25 protein-coding genes are annotated in these 25,972 nt (G+C 61.3%); 7 read left to right on the forward strand and 18 right to left on the reverse strand.

The annotated features are described in order from the left end of the window. Positions 1 to 43 precede the first annotated feature (43 nt). From AC0ZJQ_RS10405 to AC0ZJQ_RS10420, 4 genes are read left to right on the forward strand one after another with little or no spacing between them, the layout of a single operon-like run. A complete protein-coding gene (locus tag AC0ZJQ_RS10405) occupies positions 44 to 817 on the forward strand; it encodes an enoyl-CoA hydratase (RefSeq protein ID WP_054094944.1) in 774 nt (257 codons plus the stop codon). 45 nt (positions 818 to 862) lie between these two features. After that, entirely contained in the window at positions 863 to 1,762 is a 900-nt protein-coding gene (gene mmsB / locus AC0ZJQ_RS10410; RefSeq protein ID WP_476476607.1) for a 3-hydroxyisobutyrate dehydrogenase, read from the forward strand. Then, positions 1,755 to 2,849, forward strand: coding sequence for an enoyl-CoA hydratase/isomerase family protein (locus tag AC0ZJQ_RS10415; protein ID WP_476476608.1), 1,095 nt, complete (start codon positions 1,755 to 1,757; stop codon positions 2,847 to 2,849). The genes mmsB and AC0ZJQ_RS10415 overlap by 8 nt, the downstream gene beginning before the upstream one ends. 34 nt (positions 2,850 to 2,883) lie before the next feature. After that, on the forward strand, positions 2,884 to 4,035 hold the full coding sequence (locus AC0ZJQ_RS10420) for an acyl-CoA dehydrogenase family protein (protein WP_476476609.1): 1,152 nt from the start codon (positions 2,884 to 2,886) through the stop codon (positions 4,033 to 4,035). A gap of 97 nt (positions 4,036 to 4,132) precedes the next feature. On the opposite strand, the gene htpG is transcribed toward AC0ZJQ_RS10420, so the two are convergent. From htpG to sdhC, 15 genes are all read right to left on the reverse strand, one after another. Continuing rightward, positions 4,133 to 6,037: a molecular chaperone HtpG gene (gene htpG / locus AC0ZJQ_RS10425; protein ID WP_314018672.1), complete on the reverse strand. Its 1,905-nt coding sequence runs from the start codon at positions 6,035 to 6,037 to the stop codon at positions 4,133 to 4,135. A gap of 138 nt (positions 6,038 to 6,175) precedes the next feature. Continuing rightward, entirely contained in the window at positions 6,176 to 7,414 is a 1,239-nt protein-coding gene (locus AC0ZJQ_RS10430; RefSeq protein WP_155551802.1) for an MFS transporter, read from the reverse strand. A gap of 58 nt (positions 7,415 to 7,472) precedes the next feature. After that, positions 7,473 to 7,919, reverse strand: coding sequence for a PaaI family thioesterase (locus AC0ZJQ_RS10435; protein WP_165594482.1), 447 nt, complete (start codon positions 7,917 to 7,919; stop codon positions 7,473 to 7,475). Further along, entirely contained in the window at positions 7,916 to 8,377 is a 462-nt protein-coding gene (locus AC0ZJQ_RS10440) for a PaaI family thioesterase (RefSeq protein ID WP_008568832.1), read from the reverse strand. The genes AC0ZJQ_RS10435 and AC0ZJQ_RS10440 overlap by 4 nt, the downstream gene beginning before the upstream one ends. A 57-nt stretch (positions 8,378 to 8,434) precedes the next feature. Next, a complete protein-coding gene (locus tag AC0ZJQ_RS10445; RefSeq protein ID WP_165594483.1) occupies positions 8,435 to 9,160 on the reverse strand; it encodes a DUF599 domain-containing protein in 726 nt (241 codons plus the stop codon). 88 nt (positions 9,161 to 9,248) lie between these two features. Next, positions 9,249 to 10,556 (reverse strand): branched-chain amino acid transport system II carrier protein, encoded by a 1,308-nt coding sequence (gene brnQ / locus AC0ZJQ_RS10450; RefSeq protein ID WP_237263521.1) that lies wholly within the window; start codon positions 10,554 to 10,556, stop codon positions 9,249 to 9,251. Positions 10,557 to 10,867: 311 nt separating this feature from the next. Beyond that, complete coding sequence (gene sucD / locus AC0ZJQ_RS10455) at positions 10,868 to 11,755, reverse strand: succinate--CoA ligase subunit alpha (protein WP_008568836.1); 888 nt, start codon at positions 11,753 to 11,755, stop codon at positions 10,868 to 10,870. Beyond that, entirely contained in the window at positions 11,755 to 12,921 is a 1,167-nt protein-coding gene (sucC, locus tag AC0ZJQ_RS10460) for an ADP-forming succinate--CoA ligase subunit beta (protein ID WP_476476610.1), read from the reverse strand. Before sucC ends, sucD begins: the two co-directional genes overlap by 1 nt. 202 nt (positions 12,922 to 13,123) lie before the next feature. Next, positions 13,124 to 14,560, reverse strand: a complete 1,437-nt coding sequence (gene lpdA, locus AC0ZJQ_RS10465) for a dihydrolipoyl dehydrogenase (RefSeq protein ID WP_008568840.1) — start codon at positions 14,558 to 14,560, stop codon at positions 13,124 to 13,126. Between the two features lie 97 nt (positions 14,561 to 14,657). After that, positions 14,658 to 15,878 (reverse strand): 2-oxoglutarate dehydrogenase complex dihydrolipoyllysine-residue succinyltransferase, encoded by a 1,221-nt coding sequence (gene odhB, locus AC0ZJQ_RS10470; RefSeq protein ID WP_476476611.1) that lies wholly within the window; start codon positions 15,876 to 15,878, stop codon positions 14,658 to 14,660. A 74-nt stretch (positions 15,879 to 15,952) separates the two neighbouring features. After that, positions 15,953 to 18,784: a 2-oxoglutarate dehydrogenase E1 component gene (locus tag AC0ZJQ_RS10475; RefSeq protein WP_476476612.1), complete on the reverse strand. Its 2,832-nt coding sequence runs from the start codon at positions 18,782 to 18,784 to the stop codon at positions 15,953 to 15,955. A 290-nt stretch (positions 18,785 to 19,074) separates the two neighbouring features. Continuing rightward, positions 19,075 to 19,779 carry a succinate dehydrogenase iron-sulfur subunit gene (locus AC0ZJQ_RS10480; RefSeq protein WP_003287766.1) on the reverse strand — a complete coding sequence of 235 codons (705 nt, stop codon included), beginning with the start codon at positions 19,777 to 19,779 and terminating at the stop codon, positions 19,075 to 19,077. An 11-nt stretch (positions 19,780 to 19,790) separates the two neighbouring features. Beyond that, a complete protein-coding gene (gene sdhA / locus AC0ZJQ_RS10485; protein ID WP_476476613.1) occupies positions 19,791 to 21,563 on the reverse strand; it encodes a succinate dehydrogenase flavoprotein subunit in 1,773 nt (590 codons plus the stop codon). Positions 21,564 to 21,566: 3 nt separating this feature from the next. Beyond that, on the reverse strand, positions 21,567 to 21,935 hold the full coding sequence (gene sdhD, locus AC0ZJQ_RS10490) for a succinate dehydrogenase, hydrophobic membrane anchor protein (protein WP_008568842.1): 369 nt from the start codon (positions 21,933 to 21,935) through the stop codon (positions 21,567 to 21,569). Continuing rightward, a complete protein-coding gene (sdhC, locus tag AC0ZJQ_RS10495; RefSeq protein WP_003287773.1) occupies positions 21,929 to 22,303 on the reverse strand; it encodes a succinate dehydrogenase, cytochrome b556 subunit in 375 nt (124 codons plus the stop codon). Before sdhC ends, sdhD begins: the two co-directional genes overlap by 7 nt. 359 nt (positions 22,304 to 22,662) lie before the next feature. Between sdhC and gltA the strand changes: the two genes are divergently transcribed. Beyond that, positions 22,663 to 23,934: a citrate synthase gene (gene gltA, locus AC0ZJQ_RS10500; protein ID WP_008568843.1), complete on the forward strand. Its 1,272-nt coding sequence runs from the start codon at positions 22,663 to 22,665 to the stop codon at positions 23,932 to 23,934. Between the two features lie 96 nt (positions 23,935 to 24,030). Here the strand turns inward: gltA and AC0ZJQ_RS10505 are convergent, their stop codons facing one another. Beyond that, the gene (locus AC0ZJQ_RS10505; RefSeq protein WP_314018687.1) at positions 24,031 to 24,282 is read right to left on the reverse strand and encodes a YkgJ family cysteine cluster protein; all 252 of its coding nucleotides are present in this window, start codon (positions 24,280 to 24,282) and stop codon (positions 24,031 to 24,033) included. A gap of 131 nt (positions 24,283 to 24,413) precedes the next feature. On the opposite strand from AC0ZJQ_RS10505, the gene AC0ZJQ_RS10510 reads away from it, so the two are divergent. Both AC0ZJQ_RS10510 and ppnP read left to right on the forward strand, forming a co-directional pair. Further along, positions 24,414 to 24,755: a DMT family protein gene (locus AC0ZJQ_RS10510; protein WP_008568845.1), complete on the forward strand. Its 342-nt coding sequence runs from the start codon at positions 24,414 to 24,416 to the stop codon at positions 24,753 to 24,755. A gap of 113 nt (positions 24,756 to 24,868) precedes the next feature. Beyond that, the gene (ppnP, locus tag AC0ZJQ_RS10515) at positions 24,869 to 25,150 is read left to right on the forward strand and encodes a pyrimidine/purine nucleoside phosphorylase (protein WP_314018689.1); all 282 of its coding nucleotides are present in this window, start codon (positions 24,869 to 24,871) and stop codon (positions 25,148 to 25,150) included. A gap of 104 nt (positions 25,151 to 25,254) precedes the next feature. Here the strand turns inward: ppnP and fliT are convergent, their stop codons facing one another. Then, positions 25,255 to 25,551 (reverse strand): flagellar protein FliT, encoded by a 297-nt coding sequence (fliT, locus tag AC0ZJQ_RS10520; RefSeq protein ID WP_314018692.1) that lies wholly within the window; start codon positions 25,549 to 25,551, stop codon positions 25,255 to 25,257. Between the two features lie 23 nt (positions 25,552 to 25,574). Beyond that, positions 25,575 to 25,952: a flagellar export chaperone FliS gene (fliS, locus tag AC0ZJQ_RS10525; RefSeq protein WP_167135500.1), complete on the reverse strand. Its 378-nt coding sequence runs from the start codon at positions 25,950 to 25,952 to the stop codon at positions 25,575 to 25,577. Positions 25,953 to 25,972: the final 20 nt, after the last annotated feature.

Here is a 25,972-nt window from a genome sequence, read left to right on the forward strand (position 1 = left end):
CCCGCAACGGGCCGGCGAATACGCCGGCCCTCAAGGAACGCTCATGACATTCGAAACCCTGCTCGTCGACATCCAGGATCGCGTCGCGCTGATCACGCTGAACCGCCCGCAGGCGCTCAACGCCCTGAACAGCCAGCTGATCAGCGAGCTGAACGCTGCCCTCGGCCAGCTCGAGGCCGATCCTGGGGTCGGCTGCATCGTACTCACCGGCTCGGCCAAGGCTTTCGCCGCTGGTGCTGACATCAAGGAAATGGCCGACCTCAACTACCCGCAGATCTACCTCGACGACTTCTTCGCCGAAGCCGACCGCATCGCCAGCCGGCGCAAGCCGTTGATCGCCGCGGTGGCCGGCTATGCACTGGGCGGCGGCTGCGAGCTGGCGCTGTTGTGCGACATGATCTACGCCGCCGACAACGCCCGCTTCGGCCAGCCGGAAATCAACCTCGGCGTGCTGCCGGGCATCGGTGGCACCCAGCGCCTGACTCGCGCCGTCGGCAAGGCAAAAGCCATGGACCTGTGCCTGACCGGCCGCCAGATGGATGCCGAGGAAGCCGAGCGCGCCGGCCTGGTGGCACGCATCTTCCCGCAGGAAAGTCTGCTGGAGGAAACCCTGAAAGCCGCCCGGGTGATCGCCGAGAAGTCACTGCCGGCGACCATGATGGTCAAGGAAAGCGTCAACCGCGCCTTCGAAACCACGCTGGCCGAAGGCATCCGCTTCGAGCGCCGGGTCTTCCACGCGGTGTTCGCCACCGCCGACCAGAAAGAAGGCATGGCAGCGTTCGCCGAGAAGCGCAAGCCAGAGTTCAAGAACCGCTGAGCCACGCCGCTCGGCAATGGCGCACAAGAACAAAAGGAACGAGCCATGCACATCGGATTCATCGGGTTAGGCAACATGGGCGCACCGATGGCGCGCAACCTGCTCAAGGCCGGCTACGCGCTCAGCGTGTTCGACCTCAACGACGCCGCGGTGCGCGACCTGGTTCAAGCGGGTGCGCTGCCAGCCGAATCGCCGGGCGCCATCGCCCGCGGCAACGCCGACGTCATCATCACCATGCTTCCCGCCGCGCCCCACGTGCGCAGCGTCTACTTGGGCGACGACGGGCTGATCCAGAACGTGCGCCCCGGCGTACTGCTGATCGACAGCTCGACCATCGACCCGCACAGCGCCCGCGACGTCGCCGCGGTGGCCGCGCAGCACGGCAACCCGATGCTCGATGCGCCGGTCTCCGGCGGCACCGGCGGTGCGGCGGCCGGCACCCTGACCTTCATGGTCGGCGGCAGCACGGCGGACTTCGCGCGCGCCCGGCCGCTACTCGAGGCCATGGGCAAGAACATCATCCACTGCGGCGATAGCGGCAACGGCCAGGTGGCCAAGGTCGCCAACAACATGCTGCTCGGCATCTCGATGATCGGCGTGGCCGAAGCCATGGCGCTGGGCGTAGCACTGGGCATGGATGCCAAGACTCTGGCCGAGGTGATCAACACTTCCAGCGGTCGCTGCTGGAGTTCGGACACCTACAACCCGTTCCCCGGCGTGCTGGACAACGTGCCGGCTTCGCGCGGCTACAGTGGCGGCTTCGGCACCGACCTGATGCTCAAGGACCTCGGCCTCGCCACCGAAGCGGCCAAGCAGGCGCGCCAACCAGTGATCCTCGGCGCGCTGGCCCAGCAGCTCTACCAAGCCTTCAGCGCGCAGGGCCACGGCGGCCTGGACTTCTCCGCGATCATCCATCAGTACCGCAAGGATTCCACCCATGAGTGAAACCGAACGCCCCGTGCTGGCGGCCGTGCGCAACCACATTGGCCACCTCACCCTCAACCGCCCGGCCGGGCTCAACGCAGTGAACCTGGAAATGGTGCGCCTGCTCGACCAGCAGTTGCGCGCCTGGGCTGCCGATCCGGCGATCCAAGCCGTGGTGCTGCGCGCCAACGGCGAGAAGGCCTTCTGCGCCGGCGGCGACATCCGCTCGCTGTACGACAGCTTCAAGCGCGGCGATACCGAGCACGAGACCTTCTTCGAGGAGGAATATGCCCTCGACCAGTACATCCACGCCTACCCCAAGCCGCTGCTAGCGCTGATGGACGGCTTCGTCCTCGGCGGCGGCATGGGCCTGGTGCAAGGCGCGGTGCTGCGGGTGATCACCGAACGGGTGCGCATGGGCATGCCGGAGGTGGGCATCGGCTATTTCCCGGATGTCGGCGGCAGCTATTTCCTCTCGCGTCTGCCCGGCGAGCTGGGCACCTATATGGGCGTGACCGGCCTGCCGATCCGCGCGGCCGACGCGTTGCATGCCGGCCTGGCCGACTGGTGCATCAGTCACGAGCAGATCGCCGAACTGGATCGCTGCCTCGACCACATGAGCTGGAGCATCCATCCACAGGAGGCGCTGCGCACGCTGGTGGCGACGCTTGGCACCAACCGCCTGCCCGGCTCGGAGCTGAAGGCCCTGCACCAGGCCATCGAGGAGCATTTCGGCCAGCACGACGTAGCGGCCATTCGCGCTTCGCTGGCCGCCGAAACCCGCAGCGAGTTCAGCGATTGGGCCGAGGAAACCCTCAAGGTGCTCGACAGCCGCTCGCCGCTGGCGATGTGCGTGACGCGGGAGATGCTGCGTCGTGGTCGCGACCTGCCGCTGGCCGAGTGCTTCGCACTGGAACTGCATCTGGATCGCCAGTGGTTCGCCCAGGGCGACATCATGGAAGGCGTGCGCGCGCTGATCATTGATAAGGACAAGTCGCCACGCTGGAATCCGCCGACGCTGGCCGAAGTCACCCCCGAGCGGGTACAGGCGTTTTTCGCCGGCTTCAAGACCACCTCCGGCAAGACCCGGCGCAGCGCCACGGTCTGAGCACCGGCACGCCAACGACAAGAAGGACAGCGCTATGCATGACCTCGAACTCAGCGAAGACCAACGCATGATCCGCGACATGGCACGCGACTTCGCCCGCCGCGAGATCGCGCCTCACGCACAGGCCTGGGAGAAGGCCGGCTGGATCGACGACGCGCTGGTGGCGCAGATGGGCGAGCTGGGCCTGCTGGGCATGGTCGTCCCGGAGCAATGGGGCGGCAGCTATATCGACTACGTGGCGTACGCCCTGGCCGTGGAGGAAATCTCCGCCGGCGACGGCGCCACCGGCGCGCTGATGAGCATCCACAACTCGGTCGGCTGCGGCCCCCTGCTCAACTACGGTTCGCAGGCGCAGAAGGATGAATGGCTGGCCGAGCTGGCCAGCGGCCGCGCCATCGGCTGCTTCGCCCTCACCGAACCGCAGGCCGGTTCGGAGGCGCACAACCTGCGCACCCGTGCCGAACTGGTGGACGGCCATTGGGTGCTCAACGGCAGCAAGCAGTTCTGCAGCAACGCGCGCCGCGCGAAGCTGGCCATCGTCTTCGCCGTCACCGACCCGGAACTAGGCAAGAAAGGACTCTCCGCGTTTCTCGTACCCACCGATACCCCCGGTTTCGTCGTGGAACGCAGCGAACACAAGATGGGCATCCGCGCCTCGGACACCTGCGCGGTATCGCTCAGCGACTGTCGCATCCCACAGGAAAACCTGCTCGGTGAACGTGGCAAGGGTCTGGCCATCGCCCTGTCGAACCTGGAAGGCGGTCGCATCGGCATCGCCGCGCAGGCGCTCGGCATCGCCCGCGCCGCGTTCGAGGCCGCGTTGCGCTATGCCCGCGAGCGGGTGCAGTTCGGCAAGCCGATCGCCGAGCACCAGAGCATCGCCAACATGCTCGCCGATATGCAGACCCAGCTGAACGCGGCGCGCCTGCTGATCCTGCATGCCGCGCGGCTGAAGAGCGCCGGCCTGCCCTGCCTGTCCGAGGCTTCACAGGCCAAGCTGTTCGCTTCGGAGATGGCCGAGAAAGTCTGCTCGCAGGCGGTGCAGATACACGGCGGCTACGGCTACCTGGAGGACTACCCGGTCGAGCGCTATTACCGCGATGCGCGCATCACGCAGATTTACGAAGGCTCCAGCGAAATCCAGCGCCTGCTGATCGCCCGCGAGCTGGCCCACTACCCCCTGTAATCCGCACAGAAACACGAAGGCCCGCCCTCGCCTCGCCATCCACGGGAACGTGAATGACGGGGTGAGAAGCGGGCCTTTTTTCAGCCGCTGTTTCAGATCAGGCGGACAGTTCCACCAACAGCTTGTTCAGGCGCTGCACGTAGGCAGCCGGGTCCTTCAGGCTGTCACCGGCGGCCAGTGCGGCCTGGTCGAAGAGGATGTGCGAGAGGTCGGCGAAACGGTCTTCGTCAGCCTCGGCATCCAGCTTCTCGATAAGCGGGTGCTGCGGGTTGAACTCGAAGATCGGCTTGGCTTCCGGCACCTTCTGCCCGCTGGCTTCGAGAATCTGGCGCATCTGCAGACCCAGGTCCTGCTCGCCGATGGCGAGAATCGCCGGCGAATCGGTCAGACGATGGGATACACGCACCTCGGCCACTTCGTCACCGAGCGCACCTTTCAGGCGTTCGATTAGCCCTTCCTTGGCCTTGGCGATTTCTTCCTGGGCCTTCTTGTCTTCCTCGGAGTCCAGCTTGCCGAGGTCCAGATCACCGCGCGCCACATCGACGAACTGCTTGCCGTCGAACTCGGTGAGGTAGCTCATCAGCCACTCGTCGATGCGGTCGGTGAGCAGCAGCACTTCGATGCCCTTCTTGCGGAAGACTTCCAGGTGCGGGCTGTTCTTGACCTGCGCATAGCTCTCGCCGGTGAGGAAGTAGATCTTGTCCTGGCCTTCCTTGACGCGGCCGAGGTAGTCGGCAAGCGACACCGTCTGCTCGCCGGATGCATCGTTGGTGGAGGCGAAGCGCAGCAGGCCGGCGATCTTCTCCTTGTTGGCGAAATCTTCCGCCGGACCTTCTTTGAGCACCTGGCCGAACTGCTTCCAGAAGCTCTGGTAATCCTCGGGCTTGTCCTTGGCGAGCTTCTCCAGCATGTCCAGCACGCGCTTGGTCAGCGCCGACTTCATACTGTCGATCACCGGGTCCTTCTGCAGGATTTCGCGCGAGACGTTCAGCGACAGGTCGTTGGAGTCCACCACGCCCTTGATGAAGCGTAGGTACAGCGGCAGGAACTCGTCGGCTTGATCCATGATGAACACGCGCTGCACGTAGAGCTTGAGGCCCTTGGGCGCTTCGCGATGGTACAGATCGAACGGCGCGCGACCCGGCACGTAGAGCAGCGAGGTGTATTCCAGCTTGCCTTCGACCTTGTTGTGGCTCCAGGCCAGCGGGTTCTCGAAGTCATGGGAGACGTGCTTGTAGAACTCCTGATATTCCTCGTCCTTCACGTCGCTGCGCGGACGGGTCCACAGGGCGCTGGCGCGGTTGACGGTTTCCCACTCGGTTTCGGTCGGCTTGTCCTTCTCCTCGCCATGGAATTCTTTTGGCAGTTCGATAGGCAGCGCGATGTGGTCGGAGTACTTCTTGACGATGTTGCGCAGGCGCCAGCCATCGGCGAACTCTTCCTCGCCCTTCTTCAGGTGCAGGACGATGCGAGTGCCGCGCTCGGCCTTGTCGAGGGTGGCGACTTCGAATTCGCCCTCGCCCTGCGAGGACCAGTGCACGCCCTCGCTCGCTGGTGTTCCGGCACGGCGGCTGTAGACATCGACCTTGTCGGCGACGATGAAAGCCGAGTAGAAGCCAACGCCGAACTGGCCGATCAGGTGCGAGTCTTTCTTCTGGTCGCCGGAGAGGTTCTTCAGGAAATCGGCGGTACCGGACTTGGCGATGGTGCCCAGATGGGCGATGACGTCCTCGCGGTTCATGCCGATGCCGTTGTCCTCGAGGGTCACGGTCTTGGCATCCTTGTCGAACGACAGGCGGATCTTCAGCTCGGCGCCGCCTTCGAGCAGCTCGGGCTTGGCCAGCGCCTCGAAGCGCAGCTTGTCGGCCGCGTCGGAGGCGTTGGAGATCAGTTCGCGGAGGAAGATTTCCTTGTTCGAGTACAGCGAATGGATCATCAGGTGAAGCAGCTGCTTCACTTCGGTCTGGAAGCCCAGGGTTTCTTTTTGAGTCTCCACACTCATCGGTCACACACTCCACATCGTCGATTGGCACGGGCCGCGGCTGCGGCAGTGTCAGGCAGATGGGGGTCGAGTGACGGATTTCAAGGGTCGCGACGGCCGCGCAAGCGTGCAACGGCCGAGTGGTTCACCGGGCAGCGTTTACGGTTCGAGGAGTTCCAGCAGAACGATCTCGCCCGGAGCCAGGTTGTAGTAGGCCTCGCCGGGGCCGCTGATGACCCGGCGGATACGCAGGTTGCCGTCCTTGTCGAGACCGGCGAAACGCCCTTCCGCCACGCCCCCTCGCTCAGTATGTGCGCGTACCAGCAGATGCTCGTAACGGCCAGGGTTCTGCAGCAGCCGCTCCAGGGAGAAGCGTGGCCGACGGTCGAGGTTGCTGGTCGGCGCTACGGCAACCGGCTGCGCCTCGGCCACGCTCGGTTTCGCCTCCGGCTGCGGCTCGACGGCCAGCAGCGGGTAATCGTCGCCATCCACCGCCCAGCCCTGCGCGGTCTTGAGCAGCACCAGCGGTTGCTCGGCCGCTTCACCGGCGATCTGCCCACGCACCGTCAGCTCCAGCCGGGTGGCCGGGAGCTTGATGTCATCCAGCGGCGCCAGTTCGACATCGCGGGTACGGTGGCGACGCTGCAGGTAGTCGCGTGCCACGTAGGCCAGCGTATCGACGGAGTCGTGCCGGCGGTCGACAGCGCCGTCGCGAAAGCGCAGCTGACTGCTGTAAAGCTCGACCTTACCGCTCAGGCTGGTCGCAAAGTGCGGTGGCAAGACCAGATGAAAATCGCCGTGCAGGCGGTTGGGCGCCTCCGGCACCAGATTGAGATGCAGGGTATAGCCGCGCGTGATGCGCCGCGACTCGGGCAATTCACGTCCCGGCTCCAGCCACGAAAGATGGATCACCGGCAGCGCGCCTTCATCGTCCGGCAGCACATCCAGCGCCAGCGCCCCACTCTCCGCTTCGGGCAGATGGATGCTGACTTCCTGCTGGGCGAAGAACTCCGTGCCGGCACGCAACGTCAGCACCCCATTTATCAGCTCGCCATATTGCGGCTTGAAGGTGCGGCCGTTGAGCTGGCCACGCAGCTCGGTGGCCAGTTCGGGCTTCACCTCCTGCGGCAGCCATTGCAGGCTGAAGATGGCCGTCAGCCGCTCCGGGTCGCGCGCGGCCAGCAAGGAAAGACCGACGATCGTCGGGATGAAGCCCAGCCCGATGACCAGCATGGCCTTGCGCGCCACGTTCCAGTGGCGCACCACGTACGCCAGGGTGATAGGCGGCAGCAGGCTGCCGATTCCCCAGAATAGGCTGGTGCCGAAAGCGAGGCTTACCAGCCAGACGAGCCCGACGAGGGTCAACAGCACACCGCCGAGAATCAACAACGCATCCATTCACAATCCTTGAATCACACGTGGGTGGTCGCCAGCCGGCCGCCCCCATGTGCGAACGTCAGGGTTCGTCGATCTTGAAATGGCAGCGTGCGGTGGCGATGGGTTCAGCCTGAGTGGTCTGCCAGGCAGTGATCGCGACGTTGGCGACCCTGCGGCCCTGGCGCCAGACCTGGCAGGCAGCGAAGGTGTCACGATAGTGACCGGCCCGCAGATAATCTATCGAGAAGTCGATGATTTTCGGCAAATGCGGAGCGCCCATGAACATCAGCAGATGCAGCATCGCGGCGTGTTCCATGAAGCCCGCGATGACGCCGCCGTGAATCGCCGGCAGCATCGGATTGCCGATGTTGTCTTCGTTCTGCGGCAGGCGGAACACCATGTCGTCGCCCAGGCGCAGACACTCGATGCCGATCAGGCGTGCGTAGGGCACCAGATTGATCAGCGGATCGTAGTCGTTGCTGGCATGCGCCTGACGGACCAGCTCGTTGAAGTTCACCTTGCTCATGCCTGCGTGCCCTTCCCGCCTGCCGGCTGCGTGCCCTTACCCATACGCATGAAAGCACCGACCACATGGGCGATCGGTTCGTTGATATCGCGCTGGTAGGCGACGCCGCGGGTGAAGATCACCGTCGGGGTGACGCGATAGCATTCGGCGAAGCCGAACACGTCGTGCCCTGGTTCGGCCGGATGCATGTAGTCGATACGCAGGTCGAGCGTCGGACAGACCTCCAGCTCGGGCAGGGCGCAGGCCGTGGAGATCCCGCAGGTGGTATCCATCAACGTGGTGATCGCACCGCCGTGAATGCCGCCGGTTTCGGGGTTGCCGATCAGCTTTTCGCTGTACGGCAGGCGCAGGGTCAGCCCGCTGCGGTCGGCATGTTCAACGCTCAAGCCCAGCACCTGGCAGTGCCGCAGCAGGGAAAGAAAACGCTGGGTACGTTCGAGAATCTGGCTATCGCTCATCTGCACACTCGGATGATCAATCGAGCCGGGCATCATAGCGGCTCGCCAGCACCAGCCCTACTCCTTGAGCGAGTCGCTGATGGAAGTTGGCGTGAACACCATGACCCTGAGCACGTCGGAGTGAAACTCCCGACGATAGAGCACCAGGACCACACCGGTTGTGACCGCCATGAAGAACCACGGGTGAATGAACCAAGCCAACGTCGCCATACCGAAGTAATAGGCACGCAGACCAAAGTTGAACTGGTTGGCCGCCATCGAGAGAACACGCGCCGCGCGCTGGCCGAACGCCTTGCGCTCGTGATCGCTGACGTTGCGCTCACCGGCCATCGGCGCGGAAGCGACCAGCACCGCCGCGAAGTTGTACTGACGCATGCACCAGCTGAAGGTGAAGAAGGCGTAGACGAATACCACCGCCAGCCCCAGCAGCTTGATTTCCGAGAGGCCGCGGCTGACCGGCTGGGCGAAGGGCAGATCCGCCAGCAGCGAGACCGCGCGATCGGAAGCCCCCAGCGCGGTGAGCACACCGGCGAGGATGATCAGCGTGCTGGAGGCGAAGAACGAGGCGTTACGCTCGAGATTGCCGATCACATTGGCGTCGGCAATGCGGTTGTCGCGCAGCAGCAGGCGCTGCATCCAGTCCTGCCGGTACAGATGCAGCACACTGGCCAGGCAGGCGGTATCGCGGCCGCGCCAGGTGGCATAACGGGTATAGCCAGCCCAGCAGATGATGAACCAGGCGACCGCGACGACGTGCGGCAGAAGATGATCGGGAAACATCATGGGCAGCCCCTCGTGAACTGCGCCGGATTATAGCGAGGTCGCATGACCGCCAGCACCCGTGCGCGTTAGCGAAGAGCCACCCGCGCGCTCATACCTGCCGCGGCTTGCCCAGCAGACGATCGACCAGCGCGGCAACGATCAGGGTCACCAATGCCGGTACCAGCCAGCCCATGCTCTGAGCGGCCAGCGGCAGCGCGCCGAACCAGGAGGGAACCAGCTGGGTGAAACCGGCCGCAGCCAGCCCGTCGGTCACACCGAAAATCAGCGTCACCGCCATCACCGGCCGGAACACCCGCGCCTGCGAGACCCAGAGCCGATCGAGCAGGCTCAGCGCGATCAACACGATGGCCAGCGGGTACAGACCGACCAGCACCGGTACGGAAACGCTGATCAGCTGGGTGAGGCCCTGGTTGGCTACCAGCAAGCTGAACAGGCTGAACACAATCACCACAGTGCGGTACGAAACCGGCAGCAGCGCGCTGAAGAACTCACCGCAAGCGGCCGTCAGGCCAACCGCCGTGGTCAGGCAGGCCAGCGTGATCACCACGGCCAGCAGCACGCTGCCCATCGTACCGAAGGTGTGCTGGACGTAGCTGGTCAGGACCTGCACGCCATTCTGCGCGTCCCCGGCGATACCCTGGCTGGTGGCTCCGAGGTAGAACAGCGATAGGTAGACCAGCGACAGACCGATCGCTGCAATCACGCCGGCCGTCATCGAGTAACGAGTCACCAACGTTGCGTCGCTCACGCCCTTGTCGCGGATCGCGGTGGCAATGACGATACCGAAGACCAGCGCGCCGAGCGTATCCATCGTCAGGTAGCCTTCGAGAAATCCCTTGATCATCGGGCTGGCACGATAGCTCTCGGCGGCGCTGCCGATTTCGCCTGCCGGCAGAAACAGCGCAGCCCCACCGAGCACCAGCAGTGCCGCCAGCAGCACCGGCGTGATGATCTTGCCGACACTGTCGACCAGACGCCCGGGGTTCAGTACCAGGAACAGCACAGCGGAGAAGAACAGCGCGGTGTAGACTAACAGCGGTGCCGCCGTATTGCCGGTGAACGGTGCGATGCCCATCTCGAACGAGACCACAGCCGTGCGCGGGGTGGCGAACAGCGGACCGATCGCCAGGTACACCGCGATCGCCAGCAACGTACCGGCGACCCGGCCGAGCGGCGCGGTGAGCCGGTCCATGCCGCCGCCCACGCGAGCGAGTGCGACGACCGTCAACAGCGGTAGCCCTACCCCGGTGAACAGGAAGCCCAGCGCCGCCTGCCAGATGAACTCACCAGCGGCCATGCCGGCGCTGGGAGGGAAGATGATATTGCCGGCGCCAAGGAACAGCGCGAAGGTCATGAAGCCAAGGGCCAGCAGATCGAAGCCTTTCAAACGATTCATGCGAAACAACTACCGGAAAGGATGTGGCCATCGAGAACAGCAATGCCGCCAGGGCCTGAAGAGGCACCGGCATTCTGATCGCAACGGCGGAAATGGATTGGGGAAGTCTCCGTGAGTTTGGAAATCGGGATCTCGGCCTGATTGGGTCGGTCCATTGTTGCGTGCCGGCATCTCTCGTGAAGACAGCAGACGACGCTGAGGGCGGCAATGATGCCATTGTCCTGCCATGTATGCCGAGGCAAACCGTCGGTTCAGGCGCAGAAAACGCAAAGGCCACCCGCTGGGGTGGCCTTCGACAAGCAACAGAGCGATCAGGCGCCCTTCATGCTCCAACCGGTGACCTCGGCAAGCGCTTTGCCGATGTCTGCCAGCGAGCGCACGGTCTTCACACCGGCGTCCTGCAGGGCAGCGAACTTCTCATCCGCCGTACCCTTGCCGCCGGAAATGATCGCACCCGCGTGGCCCATACGCTTGCCCGCCGGCGCGGTAACGCCCGCGATGTAGGACACCACCGGCTTGGTGACGTTGGCCTTGATGAACGCGGCGGCCTCTTCTTCGGCCGAACCACCGATCTCGCCGATCATGACGATGGCTTCGGTCTGCGGATCGTTCTGGAACAGGGTCAGGATATCGATGAACGTCGAGCCCGGGATCGGGTCGCCACCGATACCGACGCAGGTGGACTGGCCGAAACCGGCGTCCGTCGTCTGCTTGACCGCTTCATAGGTCAGCGTGCCGGAACGGGAAACGATGCCGACCTTGCCCGGCTGGTGGATATGCCCGGGCTGGATACCGATCTTGCACTCGCCGGGAGTGATAACGCCCGGGCAGTTCGGCCCGATCAGGCGCACGCCCAGTTCATCGCACTTGATCTTCACTTCGAGCATGTCCAGCGTCGGGATGCCCTCGGTGATGCAGACGATCAGCTTGATACCGCCGAAAGCGGCCTCGAGGATCGAATCCTTGCAGAACGGCGCCGGCACGTAGATCACCGAGGCATCGGCACCCGTCGCTTCTACCGCTTCCTTGACGGTATTGAACACCGGCAGACCGAGATGCAGCGTGCCGCCCTTGCCCGGCGTGACGCCACCGACCATCTGTGTGCCATAGGCAATCGCCTGCTCGGAGTGGAAGGTACCCTGCGAGCCGGTAAAACCCTGGCAGATGACTTTGGTGTTCTTGTTGATCAGCACGCTCATTACTTGCCCTCCACGGCTTTGACAACCTGAATGGCCGCATCGGTCAGGCTCTGCGCACCGATGATGTTCAGCCCGCTTTCGCTCAGCATCTTGGCGCCCAGGTCGGCATTATTGCCCTCCAACCGCACCACTACCGGTACCTGCACGCCTACTTCGCGCACTGCTCCGATGATGCCCTCGGCAATCATGTCGCAACGCACGATGCCACCGAAGATGTTCACCAGCACCGCGGCGACGTTGCTGTCGGAGAGGATGATCTTGAACGCCTCGGTGACGCGCTCCTCAGTGGCACCACCGCCGACATCGAGGAAGTTGGCCGGCTTGCCGCCGTGCAGGTTGACGATATCCATGGTGCCCATCGCCAGTCCCGCACCGTTGACCATGCAACCGATGTTGCCGTCCAGAGCGACGTAGTTGAGTTCCCACTTGGCCGCATGCGCCTCGCGCGGGTCATCCTGCGACGGGTCGGCCATGTCACGCAGCTTCGGCTGGCGATAGATAGCGTTGCTGTCGATGTTGATCTTGGCGTCCAGGCAATGCAGGTTGCCGTCCTTCTTGATCACTAGCGGATTCACTTCCAGCAGCGCGAGGTCGTAATCCCTGAACAGCTGCGCCAGGCCGACGAAGATGTGCACGAACTGTTTGACCTGATCGCCTTTCAGCCCCAGCTGGAACGCCAGTTCACGCGCCTGGAACGGCTGCGCGCCTACCAGCGGATCGATGGTCGCCTTGAGAATCTTTTCCGGGGTGTCATGCGCGACCTTCTCGATATCCACACCGCCTTCGGTGGACGCCATGAACACGATGCGCCGGCTGGCACGATCGACGACCGCGCCCAGGTAGAGCTCCTTGTCGATATCGGTGCAGGCTTCGACGAGGATCTTGCTGACCGGCTGCCCGTTGGCGTCGGTCTGGTAGGTCACCAGTCGCTTGTCGAGCCATTGCTGGGCGAAGGCTCGGGCTTCGTCCTTGCTGCGAACCAGCTTGACGCCGCCCGCCTTGCCGCGACCGCCGGCATGGACCTGTGCTTTGACCACCCACTCGGTGCCACCGATCTTGTCGCAGGCCTCGGCAGCTTCTTTCGGGCTGTCGACCGCATAGCCCTTGGAAACCGGTAGACCATATTCAGCGAACAGCTGCTTACCTTGGTACTCGTGAAGATTCATGCTTCTTACCGTTGTTTTTAGGTACTGCATTCAAGCAGGGCCCCTGACGCACCCTGCCCCCTTCAACGCAAGTTCCTGAAAACTATTCGAGATACCTTTCAGGAACCTGTATTGACCGAAAAGCATTCTACTTTAGTCAAAGAAAAGCCCGGCGTGTTCCTAGGAACAGGCCGGGCTTTTTTTCACAAAAAGCGTTTAGCGATTAGCGCTTTTTGCGATTGGCGATGTGAATGGCGTGGCCATTGACCGCCAGTGCCGCTTCATGCAGCGCTTCGGACATCGTCGGGTGCGAGAACACCATCATGCCCAGATCTTCGGCACTGGTACCGAATTCCATGCCGATGGCGCCCTGCTGGACCAGTTCGGCAGCACTCGGACCCATTACATGAACGCCCAGCACGCGATCGGTCTTGGCATCGGCGATGACCTTGACCAGACCTGCAGTGTCGTTGGCCGCCATCGCACGACCGCTGGCCGCAAACGGGAACACACCCACGTTCACTTCGACGCCTTCGGCCTTCAGAGCTTGCTCGCTCTTGCCGACCCAAGCTATTTCCGGGTGGGTGTAGATAACCGACGGAATCAGGTCGTAGTTCATCTGGGTCTTGTGACCGGCGATGCGCTCGGCAACCATCACGCCCTCTTCGGACGCTTTGTGCGCCAACATCGCGCCGCGTACTACGTCACCGATCGCATAGACGCCCGGAACGCTGGTAGCGCACTGGTCGTTAACGAAGATGAAGCCACGCTCGTCCATGTCGACACCAGCATCGGCAGCCAACAGATCGGTAGTGACCGGGCGACGACCAACAGCAACGATGAGTTTGTCGAACGTCATCTGCTGCTCGCCTTCGGCGCTGGTGAAGCTGACGGTGACCTGATCACCAGACACCTGCGAACCGGTCAAACGCGCACCCAGCAGAATCTTCAGACCCTGCTTGGTCAGGACCTTGAAGGCTTCCTTGGCGATCTGCTCGTCGGCGGCCGGCAGGAACTTGTCCATCGCCTCGATTACGGTCACTTCGGCGCCCAGACGCGCCCATACCGAACCCAGCTCCAGACCGATAACGCCAGCGCCGATCACGCCCAGCTTCTTCGGCACGCTCTGGAAATCCAGGGCGCCGGTGGAATCTACGATAACCTTCTGGTCGACCGGGGCCGGCGGAATGTTCACCGGAGTGGAACCGGAGGCCAGAATGACGTTCTCGGCCGCCAGGGTCTGGACGTTGCCATCCAGACCAGTCACCTCGACCTGCTTGCCGGCCAGCAGTTTGCCGTGACCTTCGAAGACAGTAACGCCATTGGCTTTCATCAGCGCAGAAACGCCGCCGGTGAGGTTTTTGACGATCTGATCCTTGCGCGCGATCATCGTCGGCACATCCATCGCCACTTCACCGGTGCTGATGCCGTGGACTTTGAAGCTCTCGTGGGCCTCATGGTACTTGTACGAGCTGTCCAGCAGCGCCTTGGAAGGGATGCAACCGACGTTCAGGCAGGTTCCGCCCAGCGCAGTTTTGCCATCCTTGCCCTGATACTTCTCGATACAGGCGGTTTTTAATCCCAGCTGTGCGGCCTTGATAGCGGCCACATAGCCACCGGGGCCAGCCCCGATGACGACGACGTCGAACTTCTGGCTCATTACGAATCCTCTTTCTAAGCAGCAGGCAACGAGCCACAAGCCACAAGCGGGGCTTCTCTTTCGAGCAGCGTGCCGCTTGTCGCTTGTAGCTGTTTTGTCAGATATCCAGCAGCAGGCGAGCCGGATCTTCCAGCAGGTCCTTCATGGTGACCAGGAAGGTAACTGCTTCCTTACCATCGATCAGGCGGTGATCGTAGGACAGCGCCAGGTACATCATCGGCAGGATAACCACCTGACCATTAACGGCCATCGGGCGTTCCTGGATCTTGTGCATACCGAGAATAGCGGTTTGTGGCGGGTTGACAATCGGCGTGGAAAGCAGCGAACCGAAGACACCACCGTTGGAAATGGTGAAGGTACCGCCTGTCATTTCTTCGATGGTCAGCTTGCCGGCCTTGGCCTTCTTGCCGAAGTTGTTGATGCCACCTTCGATCTCGGCCAGCGTCATGTGCTCAGCGTTGCGCAGAACCGGGACCACCAGGCCACGATCGCTGGAGACGGCAACACCGATGTCCTGGTAGCCGTGGTAGACGATGTCGTTACCATCGATCGAGGCGTTGACGCCGGGCTGACGCTTGAGCGCTTCTACCGCTGCCTTGACGAAGAAGGACATGAAGCCCAGACGAACGCCGTTGTGGGTTTTCTCGAACAGGTCCTTGTACTTGGCGCGCAGCTCCATGATCGGCTTCATGTTGACTTCGTTGAACGTGGTCAGCATGGCCATCGACGATTGGGCTTCGACCAGACGCTCGGCGACCTTGGCACGCAGGCGGGTCATCGGCACGCGCTTCTCGACGCGATCCCCGGCAGCGAAGATCGGCGCGGCGGCAGCCGGAGCAGCGGGCTTGGCGGCAACGGCCGGAGCGGATTTCTTGGCTTCGACGGCAGCGACCACGTCTTCCTTGGTTACGCGACCATCCTTGCCGGTGCCGCGGAGGCTGTTCGGATCGATGCCATTCTCTTCGGCCAGCTTGCGCGCTGCCGGAGCCAGGATCGCATCTTCGGTGGCGGCGGCTGGAGCAGCAGCCGCTGCAGGCGCCTGAGCCGGAGCACCCGCAGCTGCCGGTGCCGCAGCAGTGGCACCTGCTTCCAGTTTGCCGAGCAGCTCGCCGCTGAGAACGGTGTCGCCCTCGTTCTTGACGATTTCGACGAGAACGCCGTCAGCCTCGGCCAGTACTTCCATGACGACCTTGTCGGTTTCGATGTCGACGATCAGCTCGTCGCGCTTGACCGCCTCACCCGGCTGCTTGTGCCAGGTTGCTACGGTGCCGTCGGCAACCGATTCCGGGAAGGTAGGGGCTTTGATCTCGATAGCCATTATCAGGAGTCCTATTTGATTCGATTTTCTGCATCGAGGCCGCGTCGTGCGCGGCCTCTCGCAATAGCAATGGATTAAACGGTGAAGGCGTCCTGCAGGAGCTTTTCCTGCTGTTCGGCATGCATCGATGCATAACCGACCGCCGGGGCCGCGGATGCATCACGACCAGCGTATTGCAGGAACAGTTCCTTCTTATGCGCAGTCGCGACGCGGCGCATATGGTGCTGGCTGCAGTACCACGCGCCCTGATTCATCGGCTCTTCCTGACACCAGATGATGTGCTTGACGTTCTGATAAGGCGCCAGCACCTCGGCGAGGTCCTCCTCAGGGAACGGATAGAGCTGCTCGATACGCACGATGGCGATATCGTCGCGACCTTCGTTGCGGCGCTTTTCCAGCAGGTCGTAGTAGACCTTGCCGCTGCACATGATCACGCGCTCGACCTTGGCCGCTTCGATCGGATCGATCTCCGGGATAACGGTCTGGAACGAACCCTCGGTAAGCTCCTCCAGCGTCGAGATCGCGAGCTTGTGACGCAACAGCGACTTCGGCGTCAGGGCGATCAGCGGCTTGCGCAGCGGGCGAATCGCCTGCCGACGCAACATGTGATAGACCTGAGCCGGGGTGGTCGGTACGCAGACCTGGATGTTCTGCTCGGCGCAGAGCTGCAGGTAGCGCTCCAGACGCGCAGAGGAGTGCTCCGGGCCCTGCCCTTCATAACCATGCGGCAGCAGCATGGTCAGACCGCAGAGACGGCCCCACTTGTGCTCGCCGCTGGTGATGAACTGGTCGATAACGACCTGCGCACCGTTGGCGAAGTCGCCGAATTGCGCCTCCCAAACCACGAGGGCGTTGGGAGTAGTAGTGGCATAGCCGTATTCGAACGCCAGAACCGCTTCCTCGGAAAGGAACGAGTCGTACAGATCAAAACGCGGCTGCCCTTCATAGATGTGCTGGAGTGGAATGTAGGTGCTGCCGTCCTTCTGATTGTGCAACGCAGCATGGCGATGCGAGAAGGTGCCGCGACCGACGTCCTGGCCAGAGATACGCACTGGGTGGCCTTCGAACAGCAGCGTTGCGTAGGCCATGGTCTCCGCGAAGCCCCAGTTGATGGCCAGCGCGCCCGCGCCCATCTTCTGCCGGTCTTCAAGTATCTTGGCCACCTGGCGCTGGACGACAAAGCCTTCCGGGACGCTCAGCAACTTGCTGGACAGATCCTGCAGAGTCTTCAGATCGAAGCTGGTGTCATGACGTGCGGTCCACGCATGGCCCAGATACGGACGCCAGTCAACGAAGAGTTCCTTGTTCGGCTCCTTGACTAGGCTCTTGACCACGTGCAACCCGTTATCGAGCGCGGTGCGATACTCATCAACCTTGGCCTGAACACGTTCAGCATCCAGCACATTCGACTGGATGAGCGCATCGGCGTACAACTCACGGGTGGTGCGCTGCTTGGCGATCTTCTGATACATCAGCGGCTGGGTGCCGCTCGGCTCGTCGGCCTCGTTATGACCGCGACGGCGATAGCAGATCAGATCAAGCACGATATCGCGCTTGAACTGCATCCGATAATCCACCGCGAGCTGGGTGACGAACAGCACCGCTTCAGGATCGTCTGCGTTAACGTGGAAGATCGGCGCCTGGATCATCTTCGCCACGTCGGTCGCGTACTCGGTGGAGCGCGCATCTTCCTGCTTGTTAGTGGTAAAGCCGACCTGGTTGTTAACCACGATGCGGATCGTGCCGCCGGTGCGGTACGCACGCGTCTGCGACATCTGGAAGGTTTCCATCACCACGCCCTGGCCGGCGACAGCGGCGTCACCGTGGATGGTTACCGGAAGAACCTTGTCGCCGGCCGGATCACAGCGACGATCCTGACGCGCACGCACCGAACCTTCGACTACCGGCGAAACGATTTCCAGGTGCGAGGGGTTGAAAGCCATCGCCAGATGGATCTCGCCGCCGGGAGTCATTACGTTGGAAGAGAAACCCTGGTGATACTTGACGTCACCGGAGCTGAGGCCTTCGACCTTCTTGCCTTCGAATTCGTCGAACAGGTCGCGCGGATTCTTGCCGAAGGTATTGACCAGCACGTTAAGGCGGCCGCGGTGGGCCATGCCGATGACGATTTCCTTGGTGCCATAGGAGCCGGAGCGCTGGATGATCTCGTCCAGCATCGGAATCAGGCTCTCACCACCCTCCAGACCAAAACGCTTGGTTCCCGGATATTTGGTGCCGAGATACTTTTCCAGCCCTTCAGCAGCTGTCAGTCGCTCCAGTAGATGGCCCTTGATTTCCGGCGAGAATTCGGGACGGCCACGTACGCTTTCAACGCGCTGGATGAACCAGTTGCGCTGCTCGGAATCGACGATATGGGCAAACTCCGCGCCGATGGTGCGGCAATACGTCTCTTGCAGCGCCTTCAGGATTTCACGCAAGCTGGCTTCGTCTTTGCCTATCGCCAGATCGCCAGTGCGGAAGACGGTATCCAAATCTGCGTCGGTCAGACCGTAGTTGGTGATCGCAAGATCAGCGGGAACCGGACGCTGCTGCAGTGCCAGGGGATCAAGCTGCGCCGCTTGATGACCCCGCAGTCGATATGCCTGGATCAGCCGTAGAACTTCGACCTGCTTCTTCTCATGCTCGCTGCTGACACTACCCGCAGAGACAGGCTGTGCGCGACGCTGGTTCTTCGCCAGCAACACGAAATGATCACGAATCGTCGAGTGCGACACGTCTGCTGCCGCACTGCCGCCAGAAGGCAACTTCTGGAAATAAGTGCGCCACTCTTCGGGCACTGCGTTGGGGTCGTGCAGGTAGAGCTCATAAAGCTCTTCCACATAGGCAGCGTTACCACCGGATAGGTGGGCGCTGTCCCACATGCGCTGCATTACGCTTTCTTGCATGTCTGGTCACCTTTGATAAGGAGACACCACCAGCGTGGAGACCGCAGCATGACTTCCCAAGTTCTGAAGCAGCGACTCAGGTAAAGCCACTACGGACCGCGCAGATAGTTTCCGGGAACTGCCCCGGATGCTCCTGCTGGTCAACAAATTTTCAGAGTGGAATTCCGACTTTTTGGGCTGAAATTCCTACTAAAGCTACGGCGCCTGGATGTTACTCCGGCGCCGCAGGTACCACAGCAATACAGTGTCGGTCGTTCGCAGCCAGCGAAGCGCTCACGACCGCGCTTTCATCAAGTACCGCTCTGCAGCAGCATGTTGCGAATGTGACCAATCGCCTTGGTCGGATTCAGCCCTTTCGGACAGACATCAACGCAGTTCATGATCCCACGGCAACGGAACACGCTGAACGGATCGTCCAGTGCTGCCAGACGCTCCTCGGTTTCCGTGTCCCGGCTATCAGCCAGGAAACGATAGGCTTGCAGCGACGCAGCCGGACCAAGGAACTTGTCCGGGTTCCACCAGAAGGACGGGCAACTGGTCGAGCAGCAAGCGCAAAGAATGCACTCGTACAATCCGTCCAGCTTCTCGCGATCTTCCGGGCTCTGCAGACGTTCGATAGCCGGAGGTGGCGTATCGTTCATCAGATAAGGGCGCACCTTCTCGTACTGCTTATAGAAGATGCTCATATCGACCACCAGGTCACGAATGACCGGCAGTCCCGGCAACGGACGAATAACCAGCTTATTGCCCTTCACCACAGCAGACAGCGGGGTGATACAGGCGAGGCCGTTCTTGCCGTTGATGTTCATGCCGTCAGAGCCACACACACCTTCACGGCAGGAGCGACGATAAGAGAAACCCTGGTCCTGTTCCTTGATCAGAGCCAAGACGTCGAGAACCATCAGGTCTTTACCGTCGGTATTGACCTGAAAATCTTGCATGAACGGCTTTTCGTCCTGATCGGGGTTGTAGCGATAAACACTCACTTGCAACATATTCGGCGACCTCAATAAGTCCGAACCTTGGGCTCGAAGGCCGGAACGGTCTTCGGAGCGAAGTTCACGGCACGCTTGGCAACGCGCTTCTCACCCGGGAAGTACAGGGTGTGGCACAGCCAGTTCTCATCGTCACGCTCTTCGAAGTCCTCGCGAGCATGCGCACCACGGGATTCTTTGCGGGTTTCCGCCGCAATCGCCGTAGCTTCGGCAACTTCCAGCAGGTTCTGCAGCTCGAGCGCTTCGATGCGCGCGGTGTTGAACGCCTGGCTCTTGTCAGAGATCTTCACGTTGGCGATGCGCTGACGCAGATCGACCAGCTGGGCGATACCTTTCTGCATGTATTCGCCGGTACGGAACACGCCGAAGTAGTTCTGCATGCAGTTCTGCAGTTCCTTGCGCAGCGGAGCAACGTCCTCGCCAGTGGTGCGCTCGTTGATGCCTGCAAGACGGCCAAGAGCGACATCCAGATCAGTTTCGCTAGCACCGCGATGCTCGATGCCCTCCTTGAGGGCCTTCTCCAGGTGCAGACCGGCCGCACGACCGAAGACCACCAGGTCGAGCAGCGAGTTGCCGCCCAGGCGATTGGCACCATGCACGGATACGCAAGCCACTTCGCCGACAGCGAAAAGGCCGTCAATGATCTTGTCGTTGCCGCTGGCGTCCTGCGTGATTGCCTGACCCTGAATGTTGGTGGCGATACCACCCATCATGTAGTGGCAGGTCGGCACGACTGGTACCGGTGCAGTAACCGGGTCGACGTGGGCGAAGGTCTTCGACAGTTCGCAGATACCCGGCAGGCGGCTGTGCAGCACTTCCTCGCCCAGGTGATCCAGCTTCAGCATTACATGATCGCCATCCGGGCCACAGCCGTTGCCCGCCAGGATTTCCTTGACCATCGAACGTGCAACGACGTCACGACCGGCCAGATCCTTAGCGTTCGGCGCGTAACGCTCCATGAAGCGCTCGCCATGCTTGTTGATCAGATAACCGCCTTCACCGCGGCAACCTTCGGTCACCAGCACGCCAGCACCAGCAATACCGGTCGGGTGGAACTGCCACATCTCGATGTCCTGAACCGGCACGCCGGCACGCAGGGCCATGCCCACGCCGTCACCGGTATTGATCAGGGCATTGGTGGTCGAAGCATAGATACGACCAGCACCACCGGTGGCAAGAACGGTAGCTTTCGAACGGATGTAGACAGTTTCGCCAGTCTCGATGCAGATGGCGATGACACCCACGACAGCGCCGTCCTGGTTTTTCACCAGATCGACCGCGTACCACTCGTTGAGGAAAACGGTGTCGTTCTTCAGGTTGCCCTGATAGAGAGTATGCAGCAGCGCGTGACCGGTACGGTCAGCTGCAGCGCACGTCCGCGCAGCCTGGCCACCCTTGCCGAAGTCCTTGGACTGCCCACCGAACGGACGCTGATAGATGCGACCCTGCTCGGTACGGGAGAACGGCAGCCCCATGTGCTCGAGCTCGAACACGGCCTCCGGACCTACAGAACACATGTACTCGATAGCGTCCTGGTCACCGATATAGTCGGAGCCTTTGACGGTATCGTACATGTGCCAGCGCCAATCATCGTTCGGGTCGGCCGACGCGATGGCGCAGGTGATGCCACCCTGAGCGGAAACGGTGTGAGAGCGAGTCGGGAAGACTTTGGTGACCACCGCGGTCTTATGGCCGGACTGCGACAGCTGCAGTGCCGCGCGCATACCGGCGCCACCGCCACCTACGATGATGGCGTCGAAGGAAAGCGTACGAATATTAGCCATGAATCAGATACCCCACAGAATCTGCACGCCCCAGACGAAGAAGGTGAACATGGCAATGCCACACCCCGCCTGGAACAGGAAACGCACACCGGTAGCCCACTTACCGATCGCCATGTTGGTCAGGTAGTCGGTGGAAATCGTCCACATACCCACCCACGCGTGCACACTCAGGGCAACCAAAGCCAGCAGACTGAAGATCCGCATCCAATTGGCAGAGAAAAGCTCATGCCACTGCGCATACTCCAACCCTGGATTTGCGATCAGATAACCCAGCAGGAACAGAAAATAAGCCGCGAGGACCACCGCAGAAACGCGCTGCGCCATCCAGTCATAGAGGCCTGAACGCGAAAAGTTTGTGACATTGGTTACCATATCCACACCCCCGCCAGAACGATCAGCACCACCGAAACGGCGATTACGATTTTCGAGCCCAGCTTGCCGCCTTCCAGCGTCTCACCGTGGCCGGCATCCATGATCAGGTGACGAACACCCGCCACGAGGTGGTACAGCAGTGCGGACAGCAGCCCCCAGCTAATCAGCTTCGCCAGCGGACCACCCAGATACTCTCGAACCTCCTCGAAGCCCTCTGGAGAAGACAGCGAGGTATCGAGCGCAAGCAACAACAGGGCGATACCGACGAACAGAATGACACCGGATACACGGTGGAGAATCGACGTGTAAGCAGTGATTGGGAGTTTTATTGTCCTAAGATCTAGGTTTACAGGTCGTTGGCTTTTCACGGCTTCTTTTCACACTTGAGAGCCCCTGAACGCAGGGCAAAGTTGTTGGGAAGAGTACGCAGCAGTACCCGCTACCCACGAGTGACAACCTACAGAATGTCGCCTGTAAGGCCCCTGCCGGTCGGTTTCCGAGTATAAACAGTTAGGTCACTAATGACAATGTGGTGAAGTGCCACTAAAGGCGGATGGCAGCCCCTATATAAATGCCGTAAACAGTCGCCCCATGCTGCACCGATACCCCGCAAACCCCTCTGCAGCATGGGTTCGAGCAAATTGACTTTGCGATTTATCACACTATAGTGATGCGGGCCCTGCGTGGGGGGCCATGATGATTCCAAGCACAAAACAGGAGGCCATACATGGCTGACAAGAAAGCGCAGTTGATCATCGAGGGCACCGCCCCCGTCGAACTGCCCGTTTTAACCGGTACCGTAGGGCCTGATGTAATTGACGTCCGAAGCCTGACCTCCACGGGTCACTTCACCTTCGATCCCGGCTTCATGTCGACCGCCTCTTGCGAGTCCAAGATCACCTATATCGACGGCGACAAGGGCATCCTGCTTCATCGCGGCTACCCCATCGAGCAGCTGGCGGAAAAATCCGACTATCTGGAAACCTGCTATCTCCTGCTCAACGGCGAACTGCCGACCACCGAGCAGAAAGCCCAGTTCGTCAGCACCATCAAGAACCACACCATTGTTCATGAGCAACTGAAGACCTTCCTCAACGGCTTCCGTCGCGACGCCCACCCGATGGCCGTGATGTGCGGCATCGTTGGCGCCTTGTCCGCGTTCTATCACGACTCGCTGGACATCAATAACCCGCAGCATCGCGAAATCTCCGCGCATCGCCTCATCGCCAAGATGCCGACCATCGCCGCCATGGTGTACAAGTACTCCATGGGCCAGCCGATCATGTATCCGCGCAATGATCTGAGCTATTCGGAAAACTTCCTGCACATGATGTTTAACACTCCGGCCGAGATCAAACCGATCAGCCCGGTGCTGGCGAATGCCATGGATCGCATCTTCATCCTGCACGCCGACCACGAGCAGAACGCATCGACTTCTACCGTGCGACTGGCCGGCTCCACCGGTGCCAACCCGTTCGCCTGTATCGCAGCTGGCATCGCCGCCCTCTGGGGACCGGCTCACGGCGGCGCCAACGAAGCCGTGCTCACCATGCTGGATGAAATCGGCGACGTATCGAACATCGAGAAGTTCCTGGCCAAGGCCAAGGACAAGAACGATCCGTTCAAACTGATGGGCTTCGGCCATCGCGTCTACAAGAACTTCGATCCGCGCGCCAAGGTCATGAAGAAGACCTGTGACGAGGTGCTGGGCGAGCTGGGCATCAATGACCCGCAGTTGGAACTGGCGATGAAGCTCGAAGAAATCGCCCTGAAGGATCCCTACTTCGCCGAACGCAACCTGTACCCGAACGTGGACTTCTACTCGGGCATCATCCTCAAGGCTATCGGCATTCCGACGAGTATGTTCACCGTGATCTTCGCGATGTCGCGTACTGTGGGCTGGATTTCGCACTGGAAGGAAATGATCGCCTCCGGCCAGAAAATCGGGCGTCCGCGCCAGCTTTACACTGGCCATGCACAGCGCGATCTGCCGCGCTAAGCACTGGAGCCAAACGAGAAGGCTGCCCACGGGCAGCCTTTCTTTTTTCTGGATCCAACACTACTTCTAGCCGGCTTATAGCTGCCTACGACTCACTCAGGCGGTCGCCTGCTCCAACCACCCAAGCAAACGAATCGCCTCTTCGCGACTGGTGCCACAACATAACGGATCGGCGCCGAACGCCGTGCATACCGCCGGTCTCCGTGTATCACCGAAAAGTAGACAGAGAAACTGCGACGACAAATGCAAGCAGCGCTCGCCTGCGGCCTTGCCATGTGGCATGCCAGGTATCGGCGAACTGATGGAAGGGGCGATGCAACAGGCACCGCAACCAGGACGGCAATCCATGGAAGAACGACCAGCAAAAAACAGGGAGACGATAATAATTCAGACGAAGTTGCGCACACCAGAAGCGCGTATTGCGACGTAACCACGCCCAGAATAGGCTTTGACGCCCATTTCCTCACGAGCCTTCCGCTATGCCCATCTGGCTGCAAACCGCCACCCTGCTCTGCTGCTCCAACCTGTTCATGACGTTCGCCTGGTATGGCCACCTCAAAACCTTGAACGGCAAGCCGTGGCTGATCGCCGCCCTGATCAGTTGGGGCATCGCTTTCTTCGAGTACATGCTGATGGTGCCGGCAAATCGCATCGGTTACACCGAACTATCGATCGGCCAGCTAAAGATCATGCAGGAAGTCGTCACCCTGGCAGTTTTCGTACCCTTCAGCGTCCTTTACATGCAACAGCCGCTAAAGCTCGATTACCTATGGGCCGGCCTGTGCCTGGTCGGGGCGGTGTACTTCATCTTTCGCAGCTGATCGCTCAGACAACCACTCAACTCACTGCGTAACCGCACCCGCGACCGGCAGATGACGCCCGCGTAGCACTTGGGCATACTGACCACTCTTTTTTAACCCTTCAGGTAATCGCCATGTTCAAGGTCAACGAGTACTTCGACGGCACCGTAAAATCCATCGCGTTCGACATGGCCGCAGGCCCAGCCACCATCGGCGTCATGGCGGCGGGCGACTATGAGTTCGGTACTGGTCAGTTGGAAATCATGCATGTGATTGCCGGCAGTTTGGACGTGAAGTTACCCGGCAGCGAGAAATACGAAACCTTCGGCGCGGGCACCCAGTTCACCGTGCCGGCGAACAGCAAGTTCCAACTGAAGGTCGTTACCGATACCGCCTATCTCTGCGAGTATCGTTAAGCGACGAGAGGTCGGCGCTGCGAGACAAGCCGGCCTCGATGTGAATCTCGTGCGACCTTTTTCACACCCGCACTAGGCGAGCGCACTCCGCGCTGGCTTCTGAATCAGTCGAGCGGCTTATACGCGTTTGCGACCTGCTTCGACTGACTCAGACGCGTCAGTTCCAGTGCTAGCCGTTCCCGCTCAGCGCGACTATCCTGCTGCAGTTGCGCATACAGACGCACCAGATCGTCCAGTTGCTGACGCAATACCTGATCGGCCTCCGCCTCATCCGCCGCAACTTCGCCAAGCAGTGCGCTAACTTGTGTATCAAGCTCGGTAATGGCGTCCCAATCTTGGCACGCCAGAGCCTCGCGCAATGCACGACCAAGCTCCTCAAAACGCCGCGCCGAGGTGGACATCTGAGACTCCTTCGGCTGAATGCTCAGGCAATGCCATCCCAGCCGGATTTGATTTCACCAAGCAACTTCGCCACCTCATCCAGCTTGCTCACGTCGTTGTGACGGCTAGCTTCGAACAGGCGCATCGTCATGTATTCGTACAGACGCTCAAGATTGGTGGCCAGCTCGCCGCCCGCCTCCTTATCCAGTACGTCGCGCAGCCCGCCGATGATGTTGATCGCCTTGCCGATCAGCACGCCTTTCTCAGCATAGGCCTCACGCTCCATAGCGCCCTTGGCTTGCGCTATACGATCCAGGCCACCCTGCATCAGCATTTGGATCAGACGATGCGGATCGGCCTCGGTAACCTGCGCTTTTACGCCGACCTGCTGGTATTGCCGCATTGCTGCCATAGCATTCATTTGGATGAGCCTCTTGCCAC

It is taken from the genome of Stutzerimonas sp. 21-1 (assembly GCF_056336065.1).